At 58.9% G+C, this 21,552-nt stretch carries 19 protein-coding genes and 1 pseudogene; 13 read left to right on the top strand and 7 right to left on the bottom strand.

All coding sequences use genetic code 11. The features are described 5' to 3' along the window. Positions 1-134: 134 nt before the first annotated feature. Positions 135-938, bottom strand: a complete 804-nt coding sequence (locus BSU04_RS14410) for a hypothetical protein (RefSeq protein ID WP_089161219.1) — start codon at positions 936-938, stop codon at positions 135-137. A 731-nt stretch (positions 939-1,669) separates the two neighbouring features. On the opposite strand from BSU04_RS14410, the gene BSU04_RS14415 reads away from it, so the two are divergent. The 5 genes from BSU04_RS14415 (at position 1,670) to aqpZ (ending at position 5,983) form a co-directional block, all read left to right on the top strand. Beyond that, positions 1,670-2,074 carry a helix-turn-helix domain-containing protein gene (locus BSU04_RS14415; RefSeq protein ID WP_089161220.1) on the top strand — a complete coding sequence of 135 codons (405 nt, stop codon included), beginning with the start codon at positions 1,670-1,672 and terminating at the stop codon, positions 2,072-2,074. A 136-nt stretch (positions 2,075-2,210) separates the two neighbouring features. Next, entirely contained in the window at positions 2,211-2,819 is a 609-nt protein-coding gene (locus BSU04_RS14420; RefSeq protein ID WP_089161221.1) for a copper-binding protein, read from the top strand. A gap of 96 nt (positions 2,820-2,915) precedes the next feature. Next, positions 2,916-4,334, top strand: coding sequence for a DUF2252 domain-containing protein (locus tag BSU04_RS14425; protein WP_089161222.1), 1,419 nt, complete (start codon positions 2,916-2,918; stop codon positions 4,332-4,334). A gap of 45 nt (positions 4,335-4,379) precedes the next feature. After that, positions 4,380-4,787, top strand: a complete 408-nt coding sequence (locus tag BSU04_RS14430) for a hypothetical protein (RefSeq protein ID WP_089161223.1) — start codon at positions 4,380-4,382, stop codon at positions 4,785-4,787. Positions 4,788-5,242: 455 nt separating this feature from the next. Further along, positions 5,243-5,983, top strand: coding sequence for an aquaporin Z (gene aqpZ / locus BSU04_RS14435; protein WP_089161224.1), 741 nt, complete (start codon positions 5,243-5,245; stop codon positions 5,981-5,983). A gap of 216 nt (positions 5,984-6,199) precedes the next feature. Here aqpZ and BSU04_RS14440 read toward each other — a convergent pair whose 3' ends face one another. After that, on the bottom strand, positions 6,200-6,403 hold the full coding sequence (locus tag BSU04_RS14440) for a cold-shock protein (protein ID WP_031362205.1): 204 nt from the start codon (positions 6,401-6,403) through the stop codon (positions 6,200-6,202). Between the two features lie 278 nt (positions 6,404-6,681). On the opposite strand from BSU04_RS14440, the gene BSU04_RS14445 reads away from it, so the two are divergent. Continuing rightward, positions 6,682-10,071, top strand: coding sequence for an autotransporter outer membrane beta-barrel domain-containing protein (locus BSU04_RS14445; protein WP_089161225.1), 3,390 nt, complete (start codon positions 6,682-6,684; stop codon positions 10,069-10,071). A 134-nt stretch (positions 10,072-10,205) separates the two neighbouring features. Here the strand turns inward: BSU04_RS14445 and BSU04_RS14450 are convergent, their stop codons facing one another. Together BSU04_RS14450 and BSU04_RS14455 are read right to left on the bottom strand one after the other, a co-directional pair. Next, the gene (locus BSU04_RS14450) at positions 10,206-10,463 is read right to left on the bottom strand and encodes a DUF6440 family protein (protein ID WP_089161226.1); all 258 of its coding nucleotides are present in this window, start codon (positions 10,461-10,463) and stop codon (positions 10,206-10,208) included. 158 nt (positions 10,464-10,621) lie between these two features. Continuing rightward, positions 10,622-11,740 (bottom strand): aminotransferase class I/II-fold pyridoxal phosphate-dependent enzyme, encoded by a 1,119-nt coding sequence (locus tag BSU04_RS14455; RefSeq protein WP_089161227.1) that lies wholly within the window; start codon positions 11,738-11,740, stop codon positions 10,622-10,624. Between the two features lie 173 nt (positions 11,741-11,913). Between BSU04_RS14455 and BSU04_RS14460 the strand changes: the two genes are divergently transcribed. The 3 genes from BSU04_RS14460 (at position 11,914) to BSU04_RS14470 (ending at position 15,464) form a co-directional block, all read left to right on the top strand. Next, the gene (locus BSU04_RS14460) at positions 11,914-12,807 is read left to right on the top strand and encodes a LysR family transcriptional regulator ArgP (RefSeq protein WP_089161228.1); all 894 of its coding nucleotides are present in this window, start codon (positions 11,914-11,916) and stop codon (positions 12,805-12,807) included. Between the two features lie 125 nt (positions 12,808-12,932). Beyond that, complete coding sequence (gene dhaL, locus BSU04_RS14465) at positions 12,933-14,642, top strand: dihydroxyacetone kinase subunit DhaL (RefSeq protein ID WP_089161229.1); 1,710 nt, start codon at positions 12,933-12,935, stop codon at positions 14,640-14,642. 30 nt (positions 14,643-14,672) lie between these two features. Beyond that, positions 14,673-15,464: an SDR family NAD(P)-dependent oxidoreductase gene (locus BSU04_RS14470; RefSeq protein ID WP_089161230.1), complete on the top strand. Its 792-nt coding sequence runs from the start codon at positions 14,673-14,675 to the stop codon at positions 15,462-15,464. A gap of 15 nt (positions 15,465-15,479) precedes the next feature. On the opposite strand, the gene BSU04_RS14475 is transcribed toward BSU04_RS14470, so the two are convergent. The 3 genes and pseudogenes from BSU04_RS14475 to BSU04_RS14485 form a co-directional block, all read right to left on the bottom strand. Next, on the bottom strand, positions 15,480-16,379 hold the full coding sequence (locus BSU04_RS14475) for an NAD(P)-dependent oxidoreductase (protein WP_089161231.1): 900 nt from the start codon (positions 16,377-16,379) through the stop codon (positions 15,480-15,482). A 530-nt stretch (positions 16,380-16,909) separates the two neighbouring features. Then, on the bottom strand, positions 16,910-17,464 hold the full coding sequence (locus BSU04_RS14480) for a carboxymuconolactone decarboxylase family protein (protein WP_089161232.1): 555 nt from the start codon (positions 17,462-17,464) through the stop codon (positions 16,910-16,912). Positions 17,465-17,489: 25 nt separating this feature from the next. Then, positions 17,490-17,969: pseudogene (locus BSU04_RS14485) on the bottom strand (aminotransferase class III-fold pyridoxal phosphate-dependent enzyme); the annotation flags it as partial. 919 nt (positions 17,970-18,888) lie between these two features. Here BSU04_RS14485 and BSU04_RS14495 point away from each other — a divergent pair. From BSU04_RS14495 to BSU04_RS45410, 4 genes are all read left to right on the top strand, one after another. Continuing rightward, entirely contained in the window at positions 18,889-19,083 is a 195-nt protein-coding gene (locus tag BSU04_RS14495; RefSeq protein WP_089161234.1) for a hypothetical protein, read from the top strand. Positions 19,084-19,086: 3 nt separating this feature from the next. Next, positions 19,087-19,710, top strand: coding sequence for a type VI secretion system amidase effector protein Tae4 (locus tag BSU04_RS14500; protein WP_089161235.1), 624 nt, complete (start codon positions 19,087-19,089; stop codon positions 19,708-19,710). After that, a complete protein-coding gene (locus BSU04_RS14505) occupies positions 19,707-20,321 on the top strand; it encodes a hypothetical protein (protein WP_089161236.1) in 615 nt (204 codons plus the stop codon). The genes BSU04_RS14500 and BSU04_RS14505 overlap by 4 nt, the downstream gene beginning before the upstream one ends. Positions 20,322-20,571: 250 nt before the next feature. Further along, positions 20,572-21,051, top strand: coding sequence for a hypothetical protein (locus tag BSU04_RS45410; RefSeq protein ID WP_144021240.1), 480 nt, complete (start codon positions 20,572-20,574; stop codon positions 21,049-21,051). Positions 21,052-21,552: the final 501 nt, after the last annotated feature.

A 21,552-nucleotide genomic window follows, 5' to 3' on the forward strand; every position in this document is an offset into this window, starting at 1 on the left:
CATGCTGGACATAAATATCGAGCGAGCCATCGGCGCCATATTTCAGGTGTTTCGTGCGGTCGCCGTCAACGCCAGCAAAGTCATTAGTATTCCAAATTTCACGAGATATCTAAATTTCATGAAAGCACCGTCCGTCATTTGCCGAACGTCATGTTCAAACCGGCAAAAATCGTGAATTGCGGGACGCCTCGCCCTGAATGAGCGGCTGAATATTGGGGCTCTATGTACGCGTTGTAGATCGTCGAACCGCTTTTCCATGCTTTGCCGCCGCCGAGGCCGACTGGGATGTAATAGCTTCCTTGCTGAAGGTCGAATGTCCAGGTGCCGGTCGAGCGCACATACCATCCACCGGGCAAGTTAAAGATCCCGAAAGGCTGGGCCGTCAGCGACTGCACGGCCGGGCGGCTATCCTGCCCGGCAAACGAGTGTTGCCACTGGACCAGCGCGCCCAACAACCGTTCTTTGGTCGCACTGACCGCGACTGCCGCAAGACCGGCTTGCCACTTACCCGTTCCCAGACTTGGGTCGGTAGCCGTCGGCACGGTGATCAGCGGCCCGACGCCTATCTGGACGCCCTCCTGAGAAAGCAAGAAGATATCGAAAAGGTTGATATCGCCCAATCCCGTGTTGTATCCACCACTGGGATCGGGGCGGGTACTGACAGGCAAGGTTGCGCGGAAGATCTGCGGCACGCCTATCAGCCCGTTGGGCCCGATTGGAATGGTCGGCCGCAACAACAAATCATTAGTATGCGAACTCGCACCAAATACGCTGGGCGTGTAGTAATTTTGAATATTGAATGAAGCAGCCAGATTTAGCGGATTATTGCTTTTATTCGCTTCATCCGCAGCGCTTTGAGCGAACGCCAAATTTGCCCAAGCTGGAATAATCAAGCTCGGTAACAATCTACGGACGAATAGCCGCCACTGGCTGCTCATGGATTTTTCCAATGTCAGTTTTACAGGGTGCGATAACCCGTCAGCGCTAATTGATTAGCGCGTTTCGGGCACACGTGCGGAACCGTTCCCGGCGCACGGGGAAGAGGCACTCCATGTTTCTATAAATCGGTTTTCCGCGATATACCAAAGCGGAAGGACGACTTGGTTTAAGCGAACTGGGTGGAACGAGAAATAGCCATACGTTAGTCCTCTCAGAGACATAACTGGGCACGCGTGTCCCGTGCGGGTCTGCTTAGCGCTGTGCGTAAGCAGGATTACATTTGTTACGGATGCTAGCAAACGTTTTACCGTTTGCCAATATTATTTTGTAACTGACGAATCCCGAAATTCAATCAGCCGATTCGTTTCAAAAAAACGTTAGCAAACGTTCGTGAGAACCGGTTGGTCATCACGCGCATTAGACAAAATTGGACTAAATTTCAAGTAATAAATTTTGTGCAAAATCGACCCAAAATCTGACAAAAACAGATATTGGTAATGAAATTAACCTCCGGGGGCTCTATTCCAACGGCTTAGGCAACAGCGTAATTATTGGCTTAGTAGTTATTCGCCTGACGGATCCTTTCGGATATTCACATTTTTTTGCAAATCGAAACGGAGCACCGAAGCGTTTCAAAACGGAGAACCGGCCGCCTTGGCGAGCTGGAGTTAAAAAAACGAGCGGCGACGGACTGCCGTGCATTCCTGATGACACAAGGACGAGTGCACAGATGCTTTCTCAGCCCGAGAACCTTCCAAGCGTCGTACGCCGAATGACGGCGGGACAGATGCTGCTCGACGGGGCGTCGGTAGATGACGTTGCAGAGCAGCTTCATCTGTCCTTGGCGACGGTTAAGCGCTACAAGGCGCTGATTGACGCTGGCGGCCTGAACGCGTTGAAACAGTTGGCCGTAGGCGGACGCTCTTCCGTACTGGATCAGCGAGCCCTTGAGTGGATATCCGCGGCGCTTCAGGGCTCGGCCAGGGATCACGGCTTCGACAGTGAGGCATGGACCAACGCGCGGCTGCGGGCACTGATTGAGTCGAAATACGGCGTCCGTTACTCCCGCGTGTACATCTGGCAGATAGCGACCAACCTTGGGCTGGGCCACTTGCTGTCCAAGTCGCGCAGGTAACCGAGCAGGTAACCGAGCAGGTAACCGAGCAGGTAACCGAGCAGGTTCCCGCGAAGGTAATCCCAGGCATCATCACCCCGGCGTTTCGCCGGTCATCCGCATCCATCAACATCGCAACGAACGAAAGGATTTCCTAATGACTAGCAAATACCCGTCGCGGATTTTCAGCTTCAACACACTCAAGGTGGCAATGGTCGTTTCCGCCCTGTTTGCCGCTCCGGCGTTTTCACAGAATGCAGCCTCGGCCGCCGGTCCGGGCGGAGCGGGTGGCGCCGCTATCGCGGAAGTCCAGGCACGGGTGGTGGGCATCGACACTGCATCGAATAGTGTCTCGTTGAAGGGGGACAGCGGGCGAGTTGTCGATATCGCTGTGAATCCGGAAGTGGGCGACGTCGGCAAGTTGCAGATCGGCGATACCGTCCATATCAAGTACGAGAACGCCGTGCTGATCCGCGCCACCAAGGTCGCGTCGAACGGTATTCGCGAGCGGGTCGACGAGACCGCAACCATTCCCGCATCCGGTGGATCGACCGCGACCGCACGTCAGGTGCAAGTGCTGGCGACGGTTCAGAAGGTCGATCATGCGAAGCGGACCATCACGATTCGCGGCCCGAACAAGACAGAAACGCTGCAGGCCGGACCCGACGTTTCGCTAAAGGGAATTAAGGTCGGCGATAGCGTACACGCCGAATTTATTGAAGCGACTGCCGTACTGGTGACACGCAACGGCGCTCCAATAAAGTGAGACGTAAGCGGCCGGAAACGAAGTTGTGACGCGGACCGGCCGCTCGTGCAAGACGGCGTGTCCGGTGGGTGACGTGAGCGACATAAGGGAGCGTAGATGGCGGCTGAAAACAAGACTGCGTCGCGTATGGCAGCGGGCAAGGCGTACCGCGAGCACATGGCCCGTTCCGCGCACGCCCGGATTGGAACGATCGACCGCGACCCGATCGAGCTGCTCGAGCAAAACAGCAAGGGGCGTGTGGAACGGCTGGTCCCGCTCAGATACGGGCGGATGATGGCGTCGCCTTTTACGTTCTTCAGGGGAAGCGCGATCCTGCAGGCTAACGACCTGGGCAAGATATCGAATACGGGCTTGGTCATGCCCATCTGCGGCGACGCGCATCTGATGAACTTTGGCGGATTCGCGACGCCGGAACGCCAACTGGTGTTCGACCTGAACGATTTCGATGAAGTCGCGCTTGGTCCGTGGGAATGGGATATCAAACGACTGGCCGCAAGCTTCATGGTCGCCGCGCGGCACATGCGCTTAAGCCGCCTGACAGGCGAGGGGCTGATTCAATCCCTCGTGACACAGTACCAGACACGCATGCAGGAATACGCGCAATACAGCGCCCTTGAGCTATGGTACGAGCGCATTACTTTCGACCGGATGCTCGAGACCGCCGTGACCGCTGAGCGCAGGCGCGCGTTGCGTAAAGGCATGGAAAAGGCCGCTAGCCGCACGCACGACAGCATGCTTGAAAAGGTGGCGGAATTTGATGACGAGACCGATGCCTGGACCCTACGCGACATGCCGCCGGGCATGTTCCACGTGCACGGCACTAACACGCTGTTCGAAGCCGATGATGACTGGGTCAAGCTCGGGAACTGGCAAGCGTTGATCAAGGGCATGTTTGCGCAGTATGTGAAAACGCTTAGCCACGACCGTCGAGCGCTTCTCAAACACTTCACGGCGCAGGACCTGGCCTTCAAGGTAGTGGGCGTCGGCAGCGTTGGAACTCGGTGCCTCGTGCTGTTGATGATGGATGAACTGGGAAAACCCATGTTCCTGCAGATCAAGGAGGCACGGCCCTCCGTGATCGAACAGCATTTCGATGCCGAACGGCTGGACCATGCCGGCGAGCGTGTGGTGCGGGGCCAGCGGGTAATGCAGGCCGCCAGCGACATCTTCCTTGGCTGGGCGACCGGGCCATCGGGGCGCCATTTCTATTTCAGGCAACTGCGGGACATGAAGCTGTCGGCGAACATCGAATTATTTGATATCGACGTGCTGGAAGGTTACGCCCGGTTGTGCGGCTGGATACTCGCTCGCGCTCATGCAAAAGCGAGCGGCAAGGCTATCGAGATCAGCGCCTATCTGGGCCAGGGTACTCAATTCGCCGAAGCGCTGGTTTCCTATTCGAAGGACTACGCGGATCAGGTCGAACGCGATTTCGACTTGTTCACACAAGCCGTCCGTAGCGGCCGGATAGTCGCCCGGACGGACGAGGATATGGCCGCGGACTTTCATGTTTGAACGGCCGGCAAAGTCAGGCTGCAATCCGTACTTTAAGGAAGCTTTATGCACATTCGATCATCTTCGTACGGCCGTCTTGGCTGGGTTCGGTTAGTGCTTTGCAGCGTATTCCTAAGCAATGCAGTTGCCGCTTACGCAGCCAACCTCGGGTTCCTGACGGACACGCCGATCAGTTATATGAAACAGCGCGATTTGCAGCAACTCAACCGCGCCGCACGAACGGCCCTCGACTCGAAACAGGACGGTGAAGCGCTTGACTGGAACAACGTCGGCACTGGAAATCCGGTTCATGTAGAGGGCACCATTACGCCTCTCAATACCCAAAAGGATGGGGACCGGAGTTGCCGGACGCTTGCTATCGTCGCCAAGGCAAAAGGCCAGACGCAAACCTGGGCGCCGACGGCTTGCAAGGACGGCGGCCCGGATAGCAAATGGCAACTGCTTAAACAATAGAGAGCGTGATGCGCCAAGATTCCCGGGCGCTTGGGGTGGCTGCCAATTCACTCATGGCGCGAAACGCCAAAGCGTGCGGCTAGTGCTACTGCTACGCACACCTATTTCGCAACACTGACGACGTCGATTTTTAAAAACTTTGACCTACACTGAATTCGTGTCCGAATGACGTCGATCCAGGCGCGATCGGGCGCGATGGGATTCCGTAAAAAGCGATGTTGTAGATGCATAGCATCACGCATTTCCACAGACAAGCAGTCCGCATCTACCGCAGCGCATGCATACCAAGTGCGCGGGTGAGTCTTGCGGCAAGGGCGACTCAGGCATTTAACCCGGAGCAGAAACGCAATCAGGATCGACTGTAAAAAAGCAAAGCTTTTCATGAAGCGCAATTGTCAGTTAGCGCGGTCTGGCCACTTCGTATTGAAACCGTTACCAATCCTGGATGACACATCATGCGATTACAACAACGTCTTGCTGCGGAATTGTTTGGCACGTTTTGGCTAGTATTTGGCGGTTGTGGCAGCGCCGTTCTCGCGGCCAAATTTCCTGGTACTGGAATTGGATTTGCGGGTGTTGCGTTCGCATTCGGATTGACCGTCCTGACCATGGCGTACGCACTGGGTCATATATCGGGTTGCCATTTGAATCCGGCCGTCAGCGTGGGCCTCGCCGTTGCAGGCCGCTTTCCTCCCCGCGACCTCGCGCCCTATATTGTTGCGCAGGTTGTTGGCGCGACCATTGGGGCATTTGTGCTCTATCTGATCGCGTCCGGCGTGCCCGGATTCGACGCTGCGGCCAGTGGATTTGCATCGAATGGATACGGTGCGCATTCACCCGGCGGTTATTCGATGACAGCCGCCCTGATCTGCGAAATCGTGATGACGTTTTTCTTCCTGATGGTCATTCTGGGTACAACCGACGGACGCGCCATCTCCGGTTTCGCGCCGCTAGCCATCGGGCTTTGCCTGACGCTGATTCACCTGATATCCATTCCGGTGACGAATACATCGGTCAATCCCGCACGCTCGACCGGACCCGCGCTATTCGCCGGTGGCGCTGCGTTGGGACAACTCTGGCTGTTCTGGGTCGCTCCAATCATTGGAGCATGCATTGCGGGGGCATTATATCCGCGGCTCTTCCCCGAGAAGGTCATGGCGATTGCTCCGGCCCCCCTCGCTATCGACGCACCCTGACGCGAGGCTGCTGGACTGGATAACGGGGCCGAGCGGGGCCAAACGGGGCCAAACGGGGCCAAATGAGGCCGAATTGAGCCGATGCGGCCTGCGGTGACGCAATCCCCCTGCAACGGACGCTGACGGCGTCCACGGCCCGCTCCTCGTGCCGAAAAAAACGAATGGCCCGCCTAAGCGGGCCATTCGGTTCATGCAATCAAGCCGGGCTGTAACGAATTACAGCGGCTGGATGTTCGACGCTTGCAGACCCTTCGGGCCTTGCTTCGCTTCGTAGCTTACTTTTTGGTTTTCCTGCAGTGTCTTGAAGCCTTCCGAGCGGATCTCAGAGAAATGCGCAAAGAGGTCATCGCCACCGCCGTCCGGCGTGATGAAGCCAAAACCCTTCGCATCATTAAACCACTTCACAATACCTGTTGCCATTTGCTGATTTTCCTAGAAGAGACGTAATTCCGTTTGGTAGCGCCACCGGCCGTCAATCGGCCAAGCGTTGCAGACTCCTTTTACCACGCGAAAATGACAGTCTGCAATTGGATTCTGCCCGATGTTTCCAAAAACAAACTCCAAAAACCGTCACATGCGCAGTCCGGAGATGCCTGGCGCCAACAATCCGGAAGGTCAGATAATAAATAAAACATTTGGTAAGACAAAGAAAAAAGTCTATTTTTAGCTTGCATCGAGGGTCTTGAGGGCGCCAGTCCATGAAAAAAGTGCTGGATATCGGCATCTGCAGCGCCGTTTTTGTATCGGAGGCGCTGTCCGGAACCGCTAATGCCGCATGCAGTTCCACCGCGCCAACAACAGGAACGAGCGTCGTTTGCACCGGCACCGGCATTCTCCCGGTCGCAGCCGTGGCGGGGTCGAGCGCGGTCACCATCGGAATTGACGCCACGGTCGCCACCGCCCTGACTCGCGCGAGCGCGCCGGTTGCCTTCAGCGTCGGGAGCGCGAGCACCCTCTCAAATGGCGGCGCATTGACGTTGACGGGCGGCGGCGGGTCCGGAACCAACCGGGGCGCCGTCCTGCTCGGCACGGGCGACGCAAACCAGCTTACGAATACATCGACGGGCAAAATCACCACAACCGGCGCCTACAACGACGGTATGGCCGCCAACGGCAGCGGCAACACCCTGGTCAATAACGGCACCATCGCCACATCCGGGCCAAACGCCTACGGCATGACAGCGGCCTGGGGGCAGACGAATGTCGGGCAATTAAACAACACCCTGGTCAACACCGGCTCCGTTGCAACCTCGGGAAGCAACGCCCGCGCGGCCTCGATCATCGGCGGCAGCGGGACGATAAACAACAGTGGAAATTTATCGACGTCAGGGGCGAGCAGCCCGACAGCCTACCTGCAAGGCAACAACGACACGCTGGTCAACACCGGCATCATCACTCCAACCGGCGCGGACTCGGACGCCGTCTTCTCGAACACCGCTGGATCCAGCTTTACAGCAACGATTGAAAACCGTGCGGGGGGCCAGATTTTCAGTCAAAGCGGAGCGGCGGTCAGAACGCTGAACGGCGCCAGCACGGTCATTAATGCGGGCCTTTTGCAATCGGGCGGCAGCACGGCCGTCTCCATGGGCAACGGCGCCAACACGCTGATTCTCCAGACGGGTTCGCAAATAATAGGCGCCGCCGACGGCGGTGGCGGCCCGGGAGCGAGTACGGTGATTCTCGAGGGAACGGGTAGCGCATCGAACGCGTTCACCCGGTTCCAGACCTTGCGCATGTCGGGCGACGCCTGGACCTTCAGCGGCACGGGCGACTTCAATCTCGCCGAAGTGCAGACCGGCACGCTCAACCTGAGCGGCCTGTTTGCGCCGACAACAGTCGCTCTGGTCGACGCTCCCGGCACGCTCCGGGCAAGCGCGCAAAACATGCCGTCCACGGTCACCGACAACGGGCTGGTGCAGTTTGGGCAAGCCAGCGACGGCAGCTACACCGGCACACTGTCGGGCACTGGCGCGGTGGAGAAAGATGGCGCGGGCACACTCACGCTCGCCCCGGCTGCCGCCGGCGGCAACAGTTACTCCGGCGGGACGACGGTCAACGCCGGGGCTCTCGCTATTGGCGCCGATAGCGCGCTCGGCGCCCCTACGGGCGGACTTACGCTCGACGGCGGCACGCTTCTTCTGAACAACGCGCTCGATCTGGCGGCAACGCGTCCCATCGCGCTGGGTATGGCGGGCGGTGTCATCGACACACAGGGCTTCAATACCACCGTGGCGCAGGGGATTTCAGGCACCGGTTCGCTCACCAAACTCGGCACCGGACAACTGCTGCTTCAGGCGCCCACCACATTCACCGGTGGAACGACGATCAGCGCCGGCACGCTCGCTGTTGGTGATATATCGCATTCAAGCGCGACGCTTGGGGGCGGCGGACCGGTTTCGGTAGCCGCCGGGGCAAACCTTGGCGGGTATGGCGGCGTGATCGGCGATGTGACGAACAACGGCACTATTTTTGCGGCAAATGCGCTTCCGAGTTTTGCCTCGTCGACATCGGGGGCGTTTAGCGTGCAGGGCCAGCTCACCAACAATGGACTCGCCCAGATTGCCGGGGCGGGCGTGGGCAATCAGCTTGTCGTCACGGGAAACTACGTCGGACAAAACGCCCGGATCGCGCTCAATACGGTCGTCGGCCCCGATAATTCCGCGTCGGACCGCCTTGTGATCAACGGTGGCAATGCCAGTGGCTCCAGCACGCTGCTGATCACGAATATCGGCGGCACGGGTGCCGGGACCGTCGCCAACGGCATACAGGTCGTTCAAGCCGCCAATGGCGCAACCTCCGCCCTCGGCGCATTTTCGCTCCCCGCGTCCATCCAGGCGGGCGCGTATTCGTACTACCTGGCCAAAGGCGGTGTGACCGCCGGGACCAGCGAAAGCTGGTATTTGCGCAATACCGTGGCCCCGGCAGCCGCAGTGCCGCCGACGCAACCCGGCACTCCGACGGGTCCGACGTCGCCTGGAACGCCTACCGGAACGTCCCCTGGCACCCCCACGGGCACCTCGCCCGGCTCGCCCACCGGCACGCCACCCGAAAGCACTGCGGACACTGGCCCGATTGCCGCCGCCGGCTCTGCGCCCTTGCCTGCCCCGCCGCCGCCCGGGTCCGCACCGATTCCCTTGTATCGCCCGGAAGTGGCGCTGTACGCCGCCATTCCGATGGTCGCCAGGCAAATCGGCATTCAGCAAATCGATAACTTCCACGACCGGCAAGGTGACCAGTCATTGCTCACCGAGACCGGCGCGCTGCCGGCCGCGTGGGGACGCGTCTGGGGCGCACATTCGGTCAGCAGCCAGGACGGCGCGGCGAACCCGGAGTTCGACGGCTCGATTGTCGGCGCGCAAGTCGGCCATGACGTCTACTCGGACGTGACGGCGTCGGGTCATCGGAACCACTACGGTTTATTCGTAGGCTTCGCCCGCGCAGTGGGCGATGTCGACGGCTTTGCGCTAGGTTTTCCCAATGTCGATGTCGGTCATCTGGCGCTGAATGCCTATAGCCTGGGCGGATACTGGACGCATATCGGCCCGTCGGGCTGGTACACCGATGCGGTGCTGATGGGGTCATCGATCACGGTGGACCCGTTATCGAGTCAGGGAACCGGCGCGGGAACGCATGGCACCGCGGTGACGGGTTCTGTCGAAGGCGGCTTTCCCATCACGCTGGGCAGAGCATTTGTCATCGAACCGCAAGCGCAGATCATCTGGCAAAACCTGTCGCTCAATGACTTCAACGACGGCGTGTCCTCCGTCTCGTTCAACAACGGCAACACATACACCGGCCGCGTCGGCGTGAGGGTGCAGCGAACCTTCAGCAGCGCGGGGATGACGTGGCAACCGTATGCGCGCGTGAGCGTCCTGCGCGCATTCGGCGAGGGTGACAGCACGACCTTCGGTGGAACAACCGTGATCCCTGGCGGTGTGGGACAGACGGCCGGGCAGTTTAATGTGGGACTGATTGCCCAGGTCACGCGGTCGGGCAGCGCATTCGTCACGGCGAGTTATCTGACGAATCTGGGCGGTTCACATCAACGGACCATAGGCGGCAATGCGGGTGTCCGATGGAAGTGGTAGACACTCCCACCCCTCGCTGTCACGGGTGGGCGCGTTTTTCGGCGCGGCTTCGCCACCTGGCTCGGTGACTTGCCGCGCTCTTGCTAATTTGCCGGCCGTGCGGACGATCCAGTCCTCGCTACGCTGCGCGTTCGCTATTGCTGCCCGAGTTTCGGCGCGTTGCAGTCGGGCGTACCGTTACTCTTCAGCAGCGGCGTGACGCCCTGGCCTTCTGCAATCAGATAACGGCAGCCTGTTTCGTGATCCGTTTCCATCTGGATGTTGATGTCCTCGGTGGTATCGCGAGTGAACCGCGGTGATGAGTAGGCGCTAGTGGCCTGCTTCGGTTCAGCGTTCTCTGCATGTGCGCTGTATCCAACCAGTGCTGCAAGCGATACAAGTAGCCACTTCATATTTTGTACTCCGTGATTTGCAGTCCGTGAGTCTTGGCGATATAGCCCCTTAGTGTACGAGTGAACCGGCAAGGGTAAAGCGCCAGTGCGATTTGGCACTGGGGCCGGGAGGGGACATGTCGACCAATTTGGGCCGGTCGGCTCTTTCCCCGGTGGTCCTACTTCGTACCGTGTTCGCGCAAATAGTTCTCAAATATTTTCAGGACCTCCGGGAAGTTTCTCCGTCCCAGGCCAATGCGGAAATGCTCGTTGCCGTGATCGAGCAACGTGCTGGGCAGCAGAAGTACGCCGGTGAGCTCGAGGACTTCCGCACAGAAGCGATCTGCTCCTCCGTGCTTTAGTCTAGGGAACGCGACTGTCCCTGCTGACGGCTGACGCCACTCCAGGATCTCGTGATGACGTTCGAAGAACGGATCGAGGATGGCCAGGTTACTTCTGACAATCGACGTATTACGTTCGATCAACGCATGGGTGTGACGCAACGCAATGGCCCCGAGATACTCGCTGGGCGCGCTGTTGCAGATGGTCAGGTAGTCCTTGAACGTGCTCATGGCCGCGAGCACATCGCGGTCCCGCGTAGCGACCCAGCCAATGCGCAGCCCCGCCAAGCCATGCGACTTCGACAGAGCCCCAAGCGATATCGCCTTCTCATAGACATCGCAGGCAGCGGGCAGACGCGCAGCGGGATCGTGCTCAAGGCCACGATAGACCTCGTCACTGAATAACCATAGACCAAGCCGCCGGCAGAAATCGACAATCGCGTCAAACCGCTCGCGCGCGGGCAGATAGCCGGTCGGATTGTGCGGCGCGCAGATCACCAATGCTTTCGTCTCCGGCCTGACAAGCTTCTCCAATTCGTCGGGATCCAGGGCCCAATTCTCCGATTCGCGTGCAAGCCACGGAGACACCGACACACCCGCCGCTTCAGCGATCGAGTAGTGGGACTGATAACCGGGCATGTGAACGATCATGTGATCGCCTGCCTGGAGCATCGAATGGACGAACGAGAAAATCGCTTCCTGAGCGCCCGTGTGCACGATCAGGTTGTCGATACCAATTGATTCGTACAACGTCGCAATTTCTCGCCGAAGTTCAGGCGCACCGGGATATTCGGTGTAGCCCAGACGCAAGCTGCCAAGACCTTCCATAGAACCGGGTTCGAGCGCAAGCAGGTCCGTAATCGACATGGATTCCGGGTCGGAACTGCACAGCAGATAGCGGGCGGTGAATTCGTGAACGGCGAAATAACGCTCGAGTTGAAACGGCGATGGAGTCATGGCTTTTTCCGGGAAAGGGTGCTGTCTTTGAAGCGGTAGCGAGGCGCGCACGTGCGGCAGTCGGACCCTGTTGCGGTAAAAAGCCGGTGGACGAGCACTACCAAGAGGCGTAGTCTGCCCTTCGTCCATGCTTAAAAGAAGCTAACTTTCCTAATGTCAGTTAAATTTTCCTAATGTTGGACTACGCCTTGCTCGATGCACTCGGAGCCGTCGTGCGCCTCGGCTCGTTCGATCGCGCCGCGCGGGAACTGAACGTGACGCCATCGGCGGTCTCACAGCGGGTGAAGCTGCTGGAGGAAAGAGTCGGAAGCGTGTTAGTGAAGCGCGGCCAGCCGTGTATTGCCACGCCGCCGGGCGCGCTGCTCTGCCGTCATATAGAACGCGTGCAGCGACTCGAAACAGAACTGGGCGGGCAGATGCCGACTTTGCCGGGCATGCTCGCCGGAAAGTGGCCGACATTTCGCATGGCGGTCAATGACGACAGCGTCGGCACCTGGTTCATCGACGCCATCTCCGGCTTCTGCGCTGAACGGGAAATGCTGCTGGACCTGGTTATCGAAGATCAGGAATACACGGCGCAACAACTGCGTGACGGCAGCGTGCAAGGGGCGGTCACCACGCAGGCCGAGCCAGTGCAGGGATGCCGCTCGACCAAGCTGGGACGCATGCGCTACCTGCCCGTTTGCTCACCGGCGTACTTTGACCGGCACTTCAGCGCAGGGGTGACGCGCGATGCGCTGCGTCACGCGCCGCGTGTCGACTTCAGTCCGAAAGATCAGATGCAAAAGCGCTTCATGCGGCGAATCACGCGGGCGGATCTCGATCCGCCGCGGCACCTGATTCCGCACGTTGCGGGCTATCTGCGTGCGTGCCTGTCTGGAATGGCGTGGGGCATGTGTCCCACGCAGATGATCGGGCCGGCACTCGCGTCGGGCGAGCTGGTTGAAATGGTGCCGGGCGCGCATATCGACGTCGATCTGTATTGGCAGAGCTGGCGGCTGTCCATCGGCTGGCTCGATGACTTCAGGGCCATGCTTCAGCAGCGCGCGACCGAGTTTCTGGACTGAGTGTCTGGACTGACAGGCGCGATCGACGAACGCAAATGCGTGATGCAGTCAGGCCATCTATCATGTCTCCCAAGCGCGAAGGGCTCGTACCCAAGAGCCGGCGGTTTTCAAGGAGGGTGGCTGACATGAAGAAGCTCATCAACGACGTCGCCGGGGTCGTGCCCGACATGCTCGACGGACTCGCCGCGCTGAACCCCGGGTTATCGTTGCTGCAGGGCAGCACGATCATCGTGCGCGCAGATGCCGAGGCGGCAGCAGCGCGCGGCGAAGTGGCCCTGATCTCGGGCGGCGGCTCGGGGCATGAACCCGCCCACGGCGGTTACGTGGGTCCTGGCATGCTCAGCGCGGCGGTAGCCGGCGAGGTCTTCACGTCGCCCTCGACCGATGCCGTCCTCGATGCCATTCGCGCCGTAGCCGGTCCCGCGGGTGTTCTTCTCATAGTCAAGAACTACACGGGCGACCGCTTCAATTTCGGCCTTGCCGCGGAGATCGCGCGGGCTGAGGGCATTGCGGTGGAGATGGTGATCGTCGCCGACGACGTCGCTCTGTCTGCACACGGCGAACATGCTGGCCGGCGCGGTCTTGCAGGGACCGTGTTCGTGCACAAGATCGCGGGCGCCGCTGCCGCCGAGGGCCGGCCAATCGGCGAAGTAGCGCAGATTGCGCGCGACACGGCGGCATCGCTTGGCACCATGGGCGTGGCCCTTACGCCGTGCACGGTGCCGGCCGCTGGCAAGCCGGGTTTCCAGCTCGCCGGCGATGAAATCGAATGGGGGCTCGGCATTCATGGCGAACCTGGCGTGGAGCGCGGCGCGCTCGAACCGGCACAACAGATTGTCGGGCGCCTGCTCGCGAAGATCATCGACGATCTTGCATTGAAGCCCGATGACCGCGTCGCGTTGCTCGTGAACAATCTGGGCGGCACGCCGTCGAGCGAACTGAGCATAGTGGCGGGATCGGCGCTGCGCACCCTTCGAGACCATCGGGTTCGAGTCGAGCGCGCGTGGTCGGGCACGTTCCTGAGCGCGCTCGAGATGGCCGGCATTTCCCTCACGTTACTGCGCGTGGACGATCAACGACTCGCATGGCTCGACGCGGCCGCGCAGACCACCGCGTGGCCCGCGTTGAGCGGCCGGGTCGCAGAGGCATCAGTCAAGCCCGCGCCTGAGGCGCCGGTTATAGCTGGCGGCGCGCGGCTCTCGCGTGACTCGTCGTTGCGACGGGTTATCGAAGCGGTATGCGCGTGTCTTCTCGAAGCGGAACCAGTCCTGACAGAGATGGATCAGCGCGTGGGTGATGGCGATCTCGGCATCAGCCTGTCGCGGGCGGCTCGAAGCATCCTCCATGAGATCGATACTTATCCCTCGGAGAACACACCGGGTGCCGTGCTGCGGACGATGTCCGCCACAATAAGACGCGTGGTGGGCGGCACATCGGGACCGCTCTACGCAGTTATGCTGTTACGCGCGGCAGCGGTTATCGAACAGTCCGGTGAGTCCGCGGCCAAGGATTGGTCGGCGGCTTTCACTGCAGCCGTCGATGGCGTGATGGCGCTGGGTGGCGCGCATCCCGGCGATCGGACGATGGTCGATGCATTGCATCCGGCCGCCGTCGCGCTGCAAAGCGCGCTTTCGAAATCAGGTGGTATTCATACGGACGAAGCCTCGAAAGCAGCCGTCGATGCAGCGACATCAGGCGCAGCGCACACGGCGTCGATGACCCCACGGCTCGGACGTTCCAGTTACGTGGGTGATCGTGCGCTAGGCTTTGCCGATCCCGGTGCGCACGCGGTCGCACTCTGGCTTGCCGCGATTCGAAGCACGCTGAAGACTTGAACCCAAGCAACCAAAAAGGAGACGATAAAAATGGATCTGAATCTGCGCGGTAAGGTTGTCGTGTTGACAGGCGCGAGCGTGGGCATCGGGCTCGCTGTAGCGGAGGCATTCGCTGCGGAAGGCGCGAACCTGCTGCTCGCGGCACGGCAGGAAGACCGGCTGAGGGAGGCTGCAGCCCGCATCGCGCGGGAGTTCGGTGTGTCGGCGGTACCGGTTGCCTGCGACGTTGCGACAACAGCAGGCGTCGACAAGATCGTTGCTGCTGCGAGCACGAATTTCGGCGGCGCCGATGTCCTTTTCAACAACGCCGGCACGGGCAGCAACGAGACCATCATGGACGCGCCCGACGAGAAGTGGCAGTCCTATTGGGACCTTCATGTGATGGCGGCTGTGCGCCTCGCGCGCGGTCTCGTGCCGTTGATGAAGGCGCGTGGCGGTGGCGCGATCCTGAACAACGCGTCGATCTGCGCGACGCAGCCGCTCGGCTACGAGCCCATCTATAACGTGACGAAAGCCGCGTTGATGATGCTGTCGAAGAATCTGGCGAACGAGCTGATTAAAGACAACATCCGCGTCAACACGATCAATCCTGGGCTTGTGCTGACACCCGACTGGATCAAGACAGCCAAGGAACTGACGCGCGATTCGGGCGGCGACTGGGAAGCGCATTTGCAACACGTTGCCGACGAACACGCGCCCATCCGCCGCTTCGCTACGCCTGCCGAGCTGGCGAGCTTTATTGTCTTCCTGTGCTCGGAGCGTGCGAGCTATAGCGTTGGATCGACTTATTTCGTCGATGGCGGAATGCTGAAGACAGTCTGAGGCGTACCCATGCGCTCAACTATCTTTACGGCTTACCGGCAAGTTGTTCTCCCGCCGGATCTCGCGAATGAGCGCACTATGGTCGAGATCGCCGTCGCCGTGATCGACCATTGAAGCGAACAGCGCGTCCACAACATGCGCCACCGGCAACTCCAGCCCGAGGGACCGCGCCCGCGCCAAAGCGGTCCGCGTGTCCTTTAACTGATACTTCGCTGCACCGCCGGGAGCGAACGTTTCGTCAGTCATGCGTCGTCCGTGCATGCGCAGAATCGGCGAATCGGCGAAACCGCCGGCAAGCGCTTCGATGACCTTCGCCGGGTCCGCACCACCACGCTCCGCAAACAGCAACGCCTCAGCCACGGCAGCAATCGTGTTTGCCACGATCAACTGATTCGCGAGCTTGGTCTGCTGCCCTGTTCCGGCAGGGCCGACGCGCACCGGGCGACCCATTGCACCCAGCAAATCGCGCGCTGCCTCGAAGGTATCCAGCTCGCCGCCGGCCATGATCGCGAGCGTTGCATCGATCGCGCCTTGCTGGCCGCCTGACACCGGCGCGTCGAGATAACGAAAGCCACGCTCGGCGCTCATTCGCGACTGTTCGACGGCGGTCTCCACGGGGATCGAACTCATCACGATCACCGTCGCGCCGGGAGTCAGTGCGGCCAAGACCGTCTTGTCGTTGAACACCACGGCATCGCAAGTTGGACCATCGCTCAGCATGCAGATCAGCACGTTCGCGCCTTGCGCTGCGTCTGCCGCCGTGTCGCAAACCACCGCCCCTTTTTCAGCGAGTGCGCAAGCCTTCTCCTTCGAGCGATTCCAGGCTCGCACGCCATACCCGGCCGCCAGCAGATTACGCGCCATCGGCTCTCCCATCAGGCCGGTCCCTAGGAATGCAATTACCTCGTGCTTCATACGTCACCTCGTTGTTTCGGTAGTCACTATCGGCATGGTCGCCGATCCGGGACGGCGCGGCAACAGCAGTGCGCCCACCCCGCACGCACCGACCAGCCAGATCGTGGTGGTGAACCGCGAAGCGCTTGCGCCGCTTTATGCGTGAGCGGATGTTTGTGGCGCGCCGTGGCTTGCTGCGCGCAAAGCTCTGGATAACTCCTGCATAACTCAGTGAAGGCCTGTGGGCGAAACCTTGATAACTCGGGTGCTGTGCATAAAGCGCCCGAAGTTATCCTACGGCCAAGTGCCAGTTCCACATTTGGTACGCGAGTTACCTTTTCGCTAGAGCGTTGATCCGAAGGAAGATTGATCGCTTATCCACAGAAACGGTCGATGCTTGTTAACTATTACTATGTATACATATCAATCCATTGAAAACCATAAGACATGGATACGGATGGTGGGTTGATGCTGCCTTTTTTATGAGCGTTGGGTCCGAATGCGATGCAAACCAGACAGCTGTCGCAAAGCGCCCCTCGGGTTGGAATGCGTTATTCCGGGAACGGTAGTGTCGTCTGCCCTTCGGCGCGCATGTCGAACGTGTTCAGGGTCATTGCGACCAACGCGTAGTAACCGAGCAATCCGACCAGATTGATGACGACCACATGCTCGAAGCGTGCTACGGCTGCGGCGAACGTCTTATCCGATACACGCCTGGTCTCGTATAGCTCCGTGGCGAATTCATAGATGAGCGCGTCGTCGGCATCATCGAATTCCGGCCGGTCGCCTCGATGAACGCCATCCGCAACCGCCTTCGGAACACCTGCATCCAACGCGATGGGATAGTGGATGAACCACTCTCCTTGCGACTGCCAACGCGCGGCGGTGACGAGAATTGCCAGCTCCGACAAGCGCAGGGACAAACCCGTCTTGTATCGACAAAACGCGCCAAGCTTTTGAGCGTGGTCAGCCAATTCCGGGCTGTGAATCCATCCCAGGAACGGACCGTTCAAATTGCCGCGCGGACCGCTCAGAATGTTTTGAAGAACGGACTTTTGTTCGTCCGTGGCGTTGCTGATATCGAAATTAGGAAGGCGATTGGTCATGGGTTGTCCAGAGTTTGATTGGTACTTAGCGAGTGCCCGGTGCACCGATAGCGATCAATGCCCCTTCTATGGCGTCGGTCAGACGTGCGCCGATTTCATCGATTTGTGAGGCCGTCGTGATGGACGGCGGCGCCAGAAGCACGTGGTCGCCTACCGCGTCGTCCACTGTACCGCCCATCGGATAGACCATCAGGCCGCGCTTCATCGCTTCGTTTTTTATCACTGAATGTAACTTCTTGCTTGCATCGAAAGGCTTCTTCTATTCACGGTCCTGCACCAGTTCGACACCGATAAACAAGCCCCGGCCACGGATATCGCCGATGAACGGATGCTCCGCATAGTGCGCGCGGAGCAAGCCACGGAGCTGCTCGCCTCTTGCGTGCACATTGTCCAGCAACTTCTCGTCCGCGATGACACGCTGGACTTCCAGTGCTGCCGCACAAGCGGTCGCGTGGCCGATGTACGTGTGCCCATGCTGGAAGAAACCGGAGCCGTTGACGATGGTGTTTCAGGCGCGGTTCGATTGCGAAGGCAGCGGGAGGAGGCTCGGTGACCAGCGTGATATTAATCTTTCGATTTGCCAGCGGCCGTGGCGGATATTTATGCGGCAAATTCAGACAACAAAAACTATTGCATACAAATAGATAGCCGATTCATGGCGAGTCGTATGGCGAATCCGGCGAGGCAAGGTCCATCCGCCTTCGCGCGGCGGGAATCGTGTCGGATATGACGTTAGAGAAATCCAGCGACGGGCAATTCTCAAGGCAGACCCGCGCATTTGCGAAACCTCTATGGCACTAGCTCTTTTTCGTTGGGTGTATTCCTTCGTGACCGGCTATGTCTTTTTGAATTCGCCCGACGCGTGGAGCTCCGCGGCAATTTTTGACAAAAATTCTCTGACTTGGCGGTTACTCTAGGGAGGTACTGAATCGAATGATAGTGTTCATCACATAGGAGACTTAAACATGTCAGAACGACAGAGCGATGAACAAACGTACCTTTTTGTAACCCTCAGTTCGCGCACTGGACATGCGGCCAATACGCCTCCCCAGAGCGCCGCACACGGCGGTAGTAACAATGCGTAAGGCGGCAGTACGGCACGGCGACCCTACGACAACCGGCGGCTTTGTCACTGCGTACTCGTCTTCGATTCACGATGGCGGGAAAAAATCGCACTCAGCGGCGATGAGGCAACTTGCGGCAATTGCAAGGGCCTATTCAAGATGTTCGGCACCGGCAAGGGAATTTCCCAGAAGTCGCGTTCCATAGTCGTTGACGGCGACTTGGTGCTGTGTCCGTGCGGAAAGAACAGGGTAATCGTGGGCAGTAACCCCCGGGTATTTGTCAATACACACGAGGGTTCGGTGATTACGAGCAGCGCGAGCACTGCAGTCACGGCGGGATCTTCTTCTCTTCCGACTGACATGTTTGACGAACAAGTCCGCGCGGCCGCAAGCATCGCGCTCGACGGCTATCCGTTCCTTATCGAAATGGTAGACGGGCGGACGTTCGCCGGGCGAGTCGATGCAAGCGGCAAGTTACCCCGCGTTACTGACGATGCCGACGAATACATCGTGTACTGGGGCGATCAAGCTCTCGCAAGACAGGACGAAGCCTGAACCATGCCAAACGGAAAAACAGTGGTCAGCACAAACTCGACGCCCAATTCTGTCAAGGACGTGCATCTGAACGTAATAACCTTCCGAGAACTCTGGGATAACTACGCGACAGGTAATCCGTACGATGATCCAAACGGGCAGTACGGAAATCAATGTGCGATTCGCATGAGTGTGACTTTTCATCGAGTCGCCATCGAGATGAAGTCGTTCTCGCAGAAGGTGATTAGGCCGGTTCCGGGCAAGGCGAGCATCGGCCGAATTTTGCTCGACGGCAAGCCCACTGCAACGCGAGCCGACGAGTTGGCAGAGTGGCTACAATTGCGGCCAATCGCAGGGGTCGCGTTAGCAGAAAACATCACGGGACCAGACTGGCAATCCAAGATCAAGGGCCGAACCGGCATCGTTGCTTTTTCGCGATACTGGACCCGCGATGGAGAAAAATCGGACGATGCGAGCGGGGGGCATATTGATCTCTGGAATGGAACACGCCTGACAATCAGCGGTCCGGTGGACTCGCTTGCAACGATCGGTCGAAGACTGGGAATGACTTCGTTTTTCGGTGGACGCCGATTTGGGTTCTCTGATTTGGGACAGTCCAAACAGATCTTATTTTGGGAAGTGAAGTGAAAAGGCTCCTAGCAATCCTGTCCTTTGCCTTCGCAGGGCTGGTGGCAGGTTGGCTCACTGCAAATTTGCTCCTCGCGTTTGTCCCGAAGTGCGGATACGACTGTGAAACCCGGGCGTTCGGAGTAATTTTTCTTTCCACGGCAGGCGGCCTCTTTGGATTTGTCTTGATTGGCCATCTTGCAACACGAAAGCGCCACCTTACGGTCTGGTTAGTGGCAGCGGTTAGCACTGCATTGAGCGCGCTTATGTTGCTTCCGGCAGGGGGTCTCTACGTTTGGAAACTGCATGGACGCTATGTGGAAGCGGAAGCAGCACGACCGGTTAAACCAAGTCTGGATTTCCTGCACATGACCATTACGACCCGTGCGGTACAAGCATATACCGGCAGTGACTTTGGTCCAGTGAAGCCGATGCGAACAATTCCCCAATGGCAGCGCTGCCTAGTTGGCACGGCACAATGTGAAAAGCGGCCAAGGCAGGCGCAGATGCTCTGCAAGGATGGAGTTGTGTACGTGGATGAAGCGGATTGGCGCGCATTCAGTCTCATTCCCAGCGAAAATCTGCCGGATGCTATAGCGCTTCATTCAATGGATCTCTGTGCTGGCCAGTAGTTGATTCAACCGACGTCAGTTGATTCAGCGTACCCAAGCTACCTTAAGGCATGCCTTTGTATAGAAGTCACGCGTCATCGTCGCGAGGGGCATAAATCATGGAGACGGTATCGATGGTTTCCTACATGCCAATGCAGACGAGTTCTTGAAGAACGCCAGTTTGTATTGGTCGAGCGGCGGAAGCCGATGCGAGAAGGAAGTACACGAACGCTTTCCGCCCCTTTTGTGTCTATTTCGGTAAGGCGTCGAAATGAATATCATCACCTTAATAATGCGCGCCATTGGTTTTTTAGCACTCGGTTACGCATGCGAGTCTATTGCTGGAGCAACGAATATGACCGAGCGTGTTCCAACTGGTGCTCAAGATCCGCAGCGGCCCCACCCCGGCACGATCACAGCCAAATACGATTGGGACGGTTCCACGGAATTTTGGAAAGCATCCGACCTACCCGATAGCTTCACTTTTCGTTGCTTCAACGAGAATGGGAAACGCACTTCTCGTGCGAACGCAGCATGGTGCATTCCGGTTGTGGAGGTCGAAACAGTTTCTTCTGATGAGCAGGGTAATCCGGTCGCACCAAACGAAGCTGATTCCGTCTCGAACTCGATATACGGTCCTGGCCACACGTTCCTTGAGCACACCTCTTCGCCGCCGCACCTGAAGCAGCAAAGAGAACTGGACACGCAACAACGAAGCGCCCCGTTGGAGGATGCGACGTCGAGCAACTGACATCCGAGCAATTGTCGATGACTCTTCCTCGGCCTAAGCGGCCGTTCGTCGCCTACTGGAATCGGAGGCGTATGGACGTCCGCTTTCATTTACCGAAACTGGCGGGAAGCGGCGCAGGAAGATCATCTGTCGGCTCCGGTTGGCCACGTTCCGCCGCTCGGTCGACGAAGGCGGTGGCACCGACACCGTTAGGCAGCGGACACAGAAGTTATTCTATGTCTGCTGCACGCGTACAAGAGAATGCTTGGCGGTCTACTTCCGCAATCCCACGCCCGCCTCGCTAGTGCAAGCTGTGGCGTGGTTTGGGAATCCGAACGTTATCAAAGTCTGATGGGATATGCGGTGCGCTATTGAAGCAGAGCCCTTCGGCGGAAAGCGGTAGAGCTCATACATTCGGAGTTACCTTCGCCCTCGTCATGCACTAGGGGAACTCTCCGTCTTTGAACTCAAAATGACTAGCGGCTTTGTTGGTGGGATGCCACATTTGGCTTTTGGGCCGAC

Source organism: Caballeronia sordidicola (genome assembly GCF_002220365.1).
Lineage (GTDB): Bacteria > Pseudomonadota > Gammaproteobacteria > Burkholderiales > Burkholderiaceae > Caballeronia > Caballeronia sordidicola_C.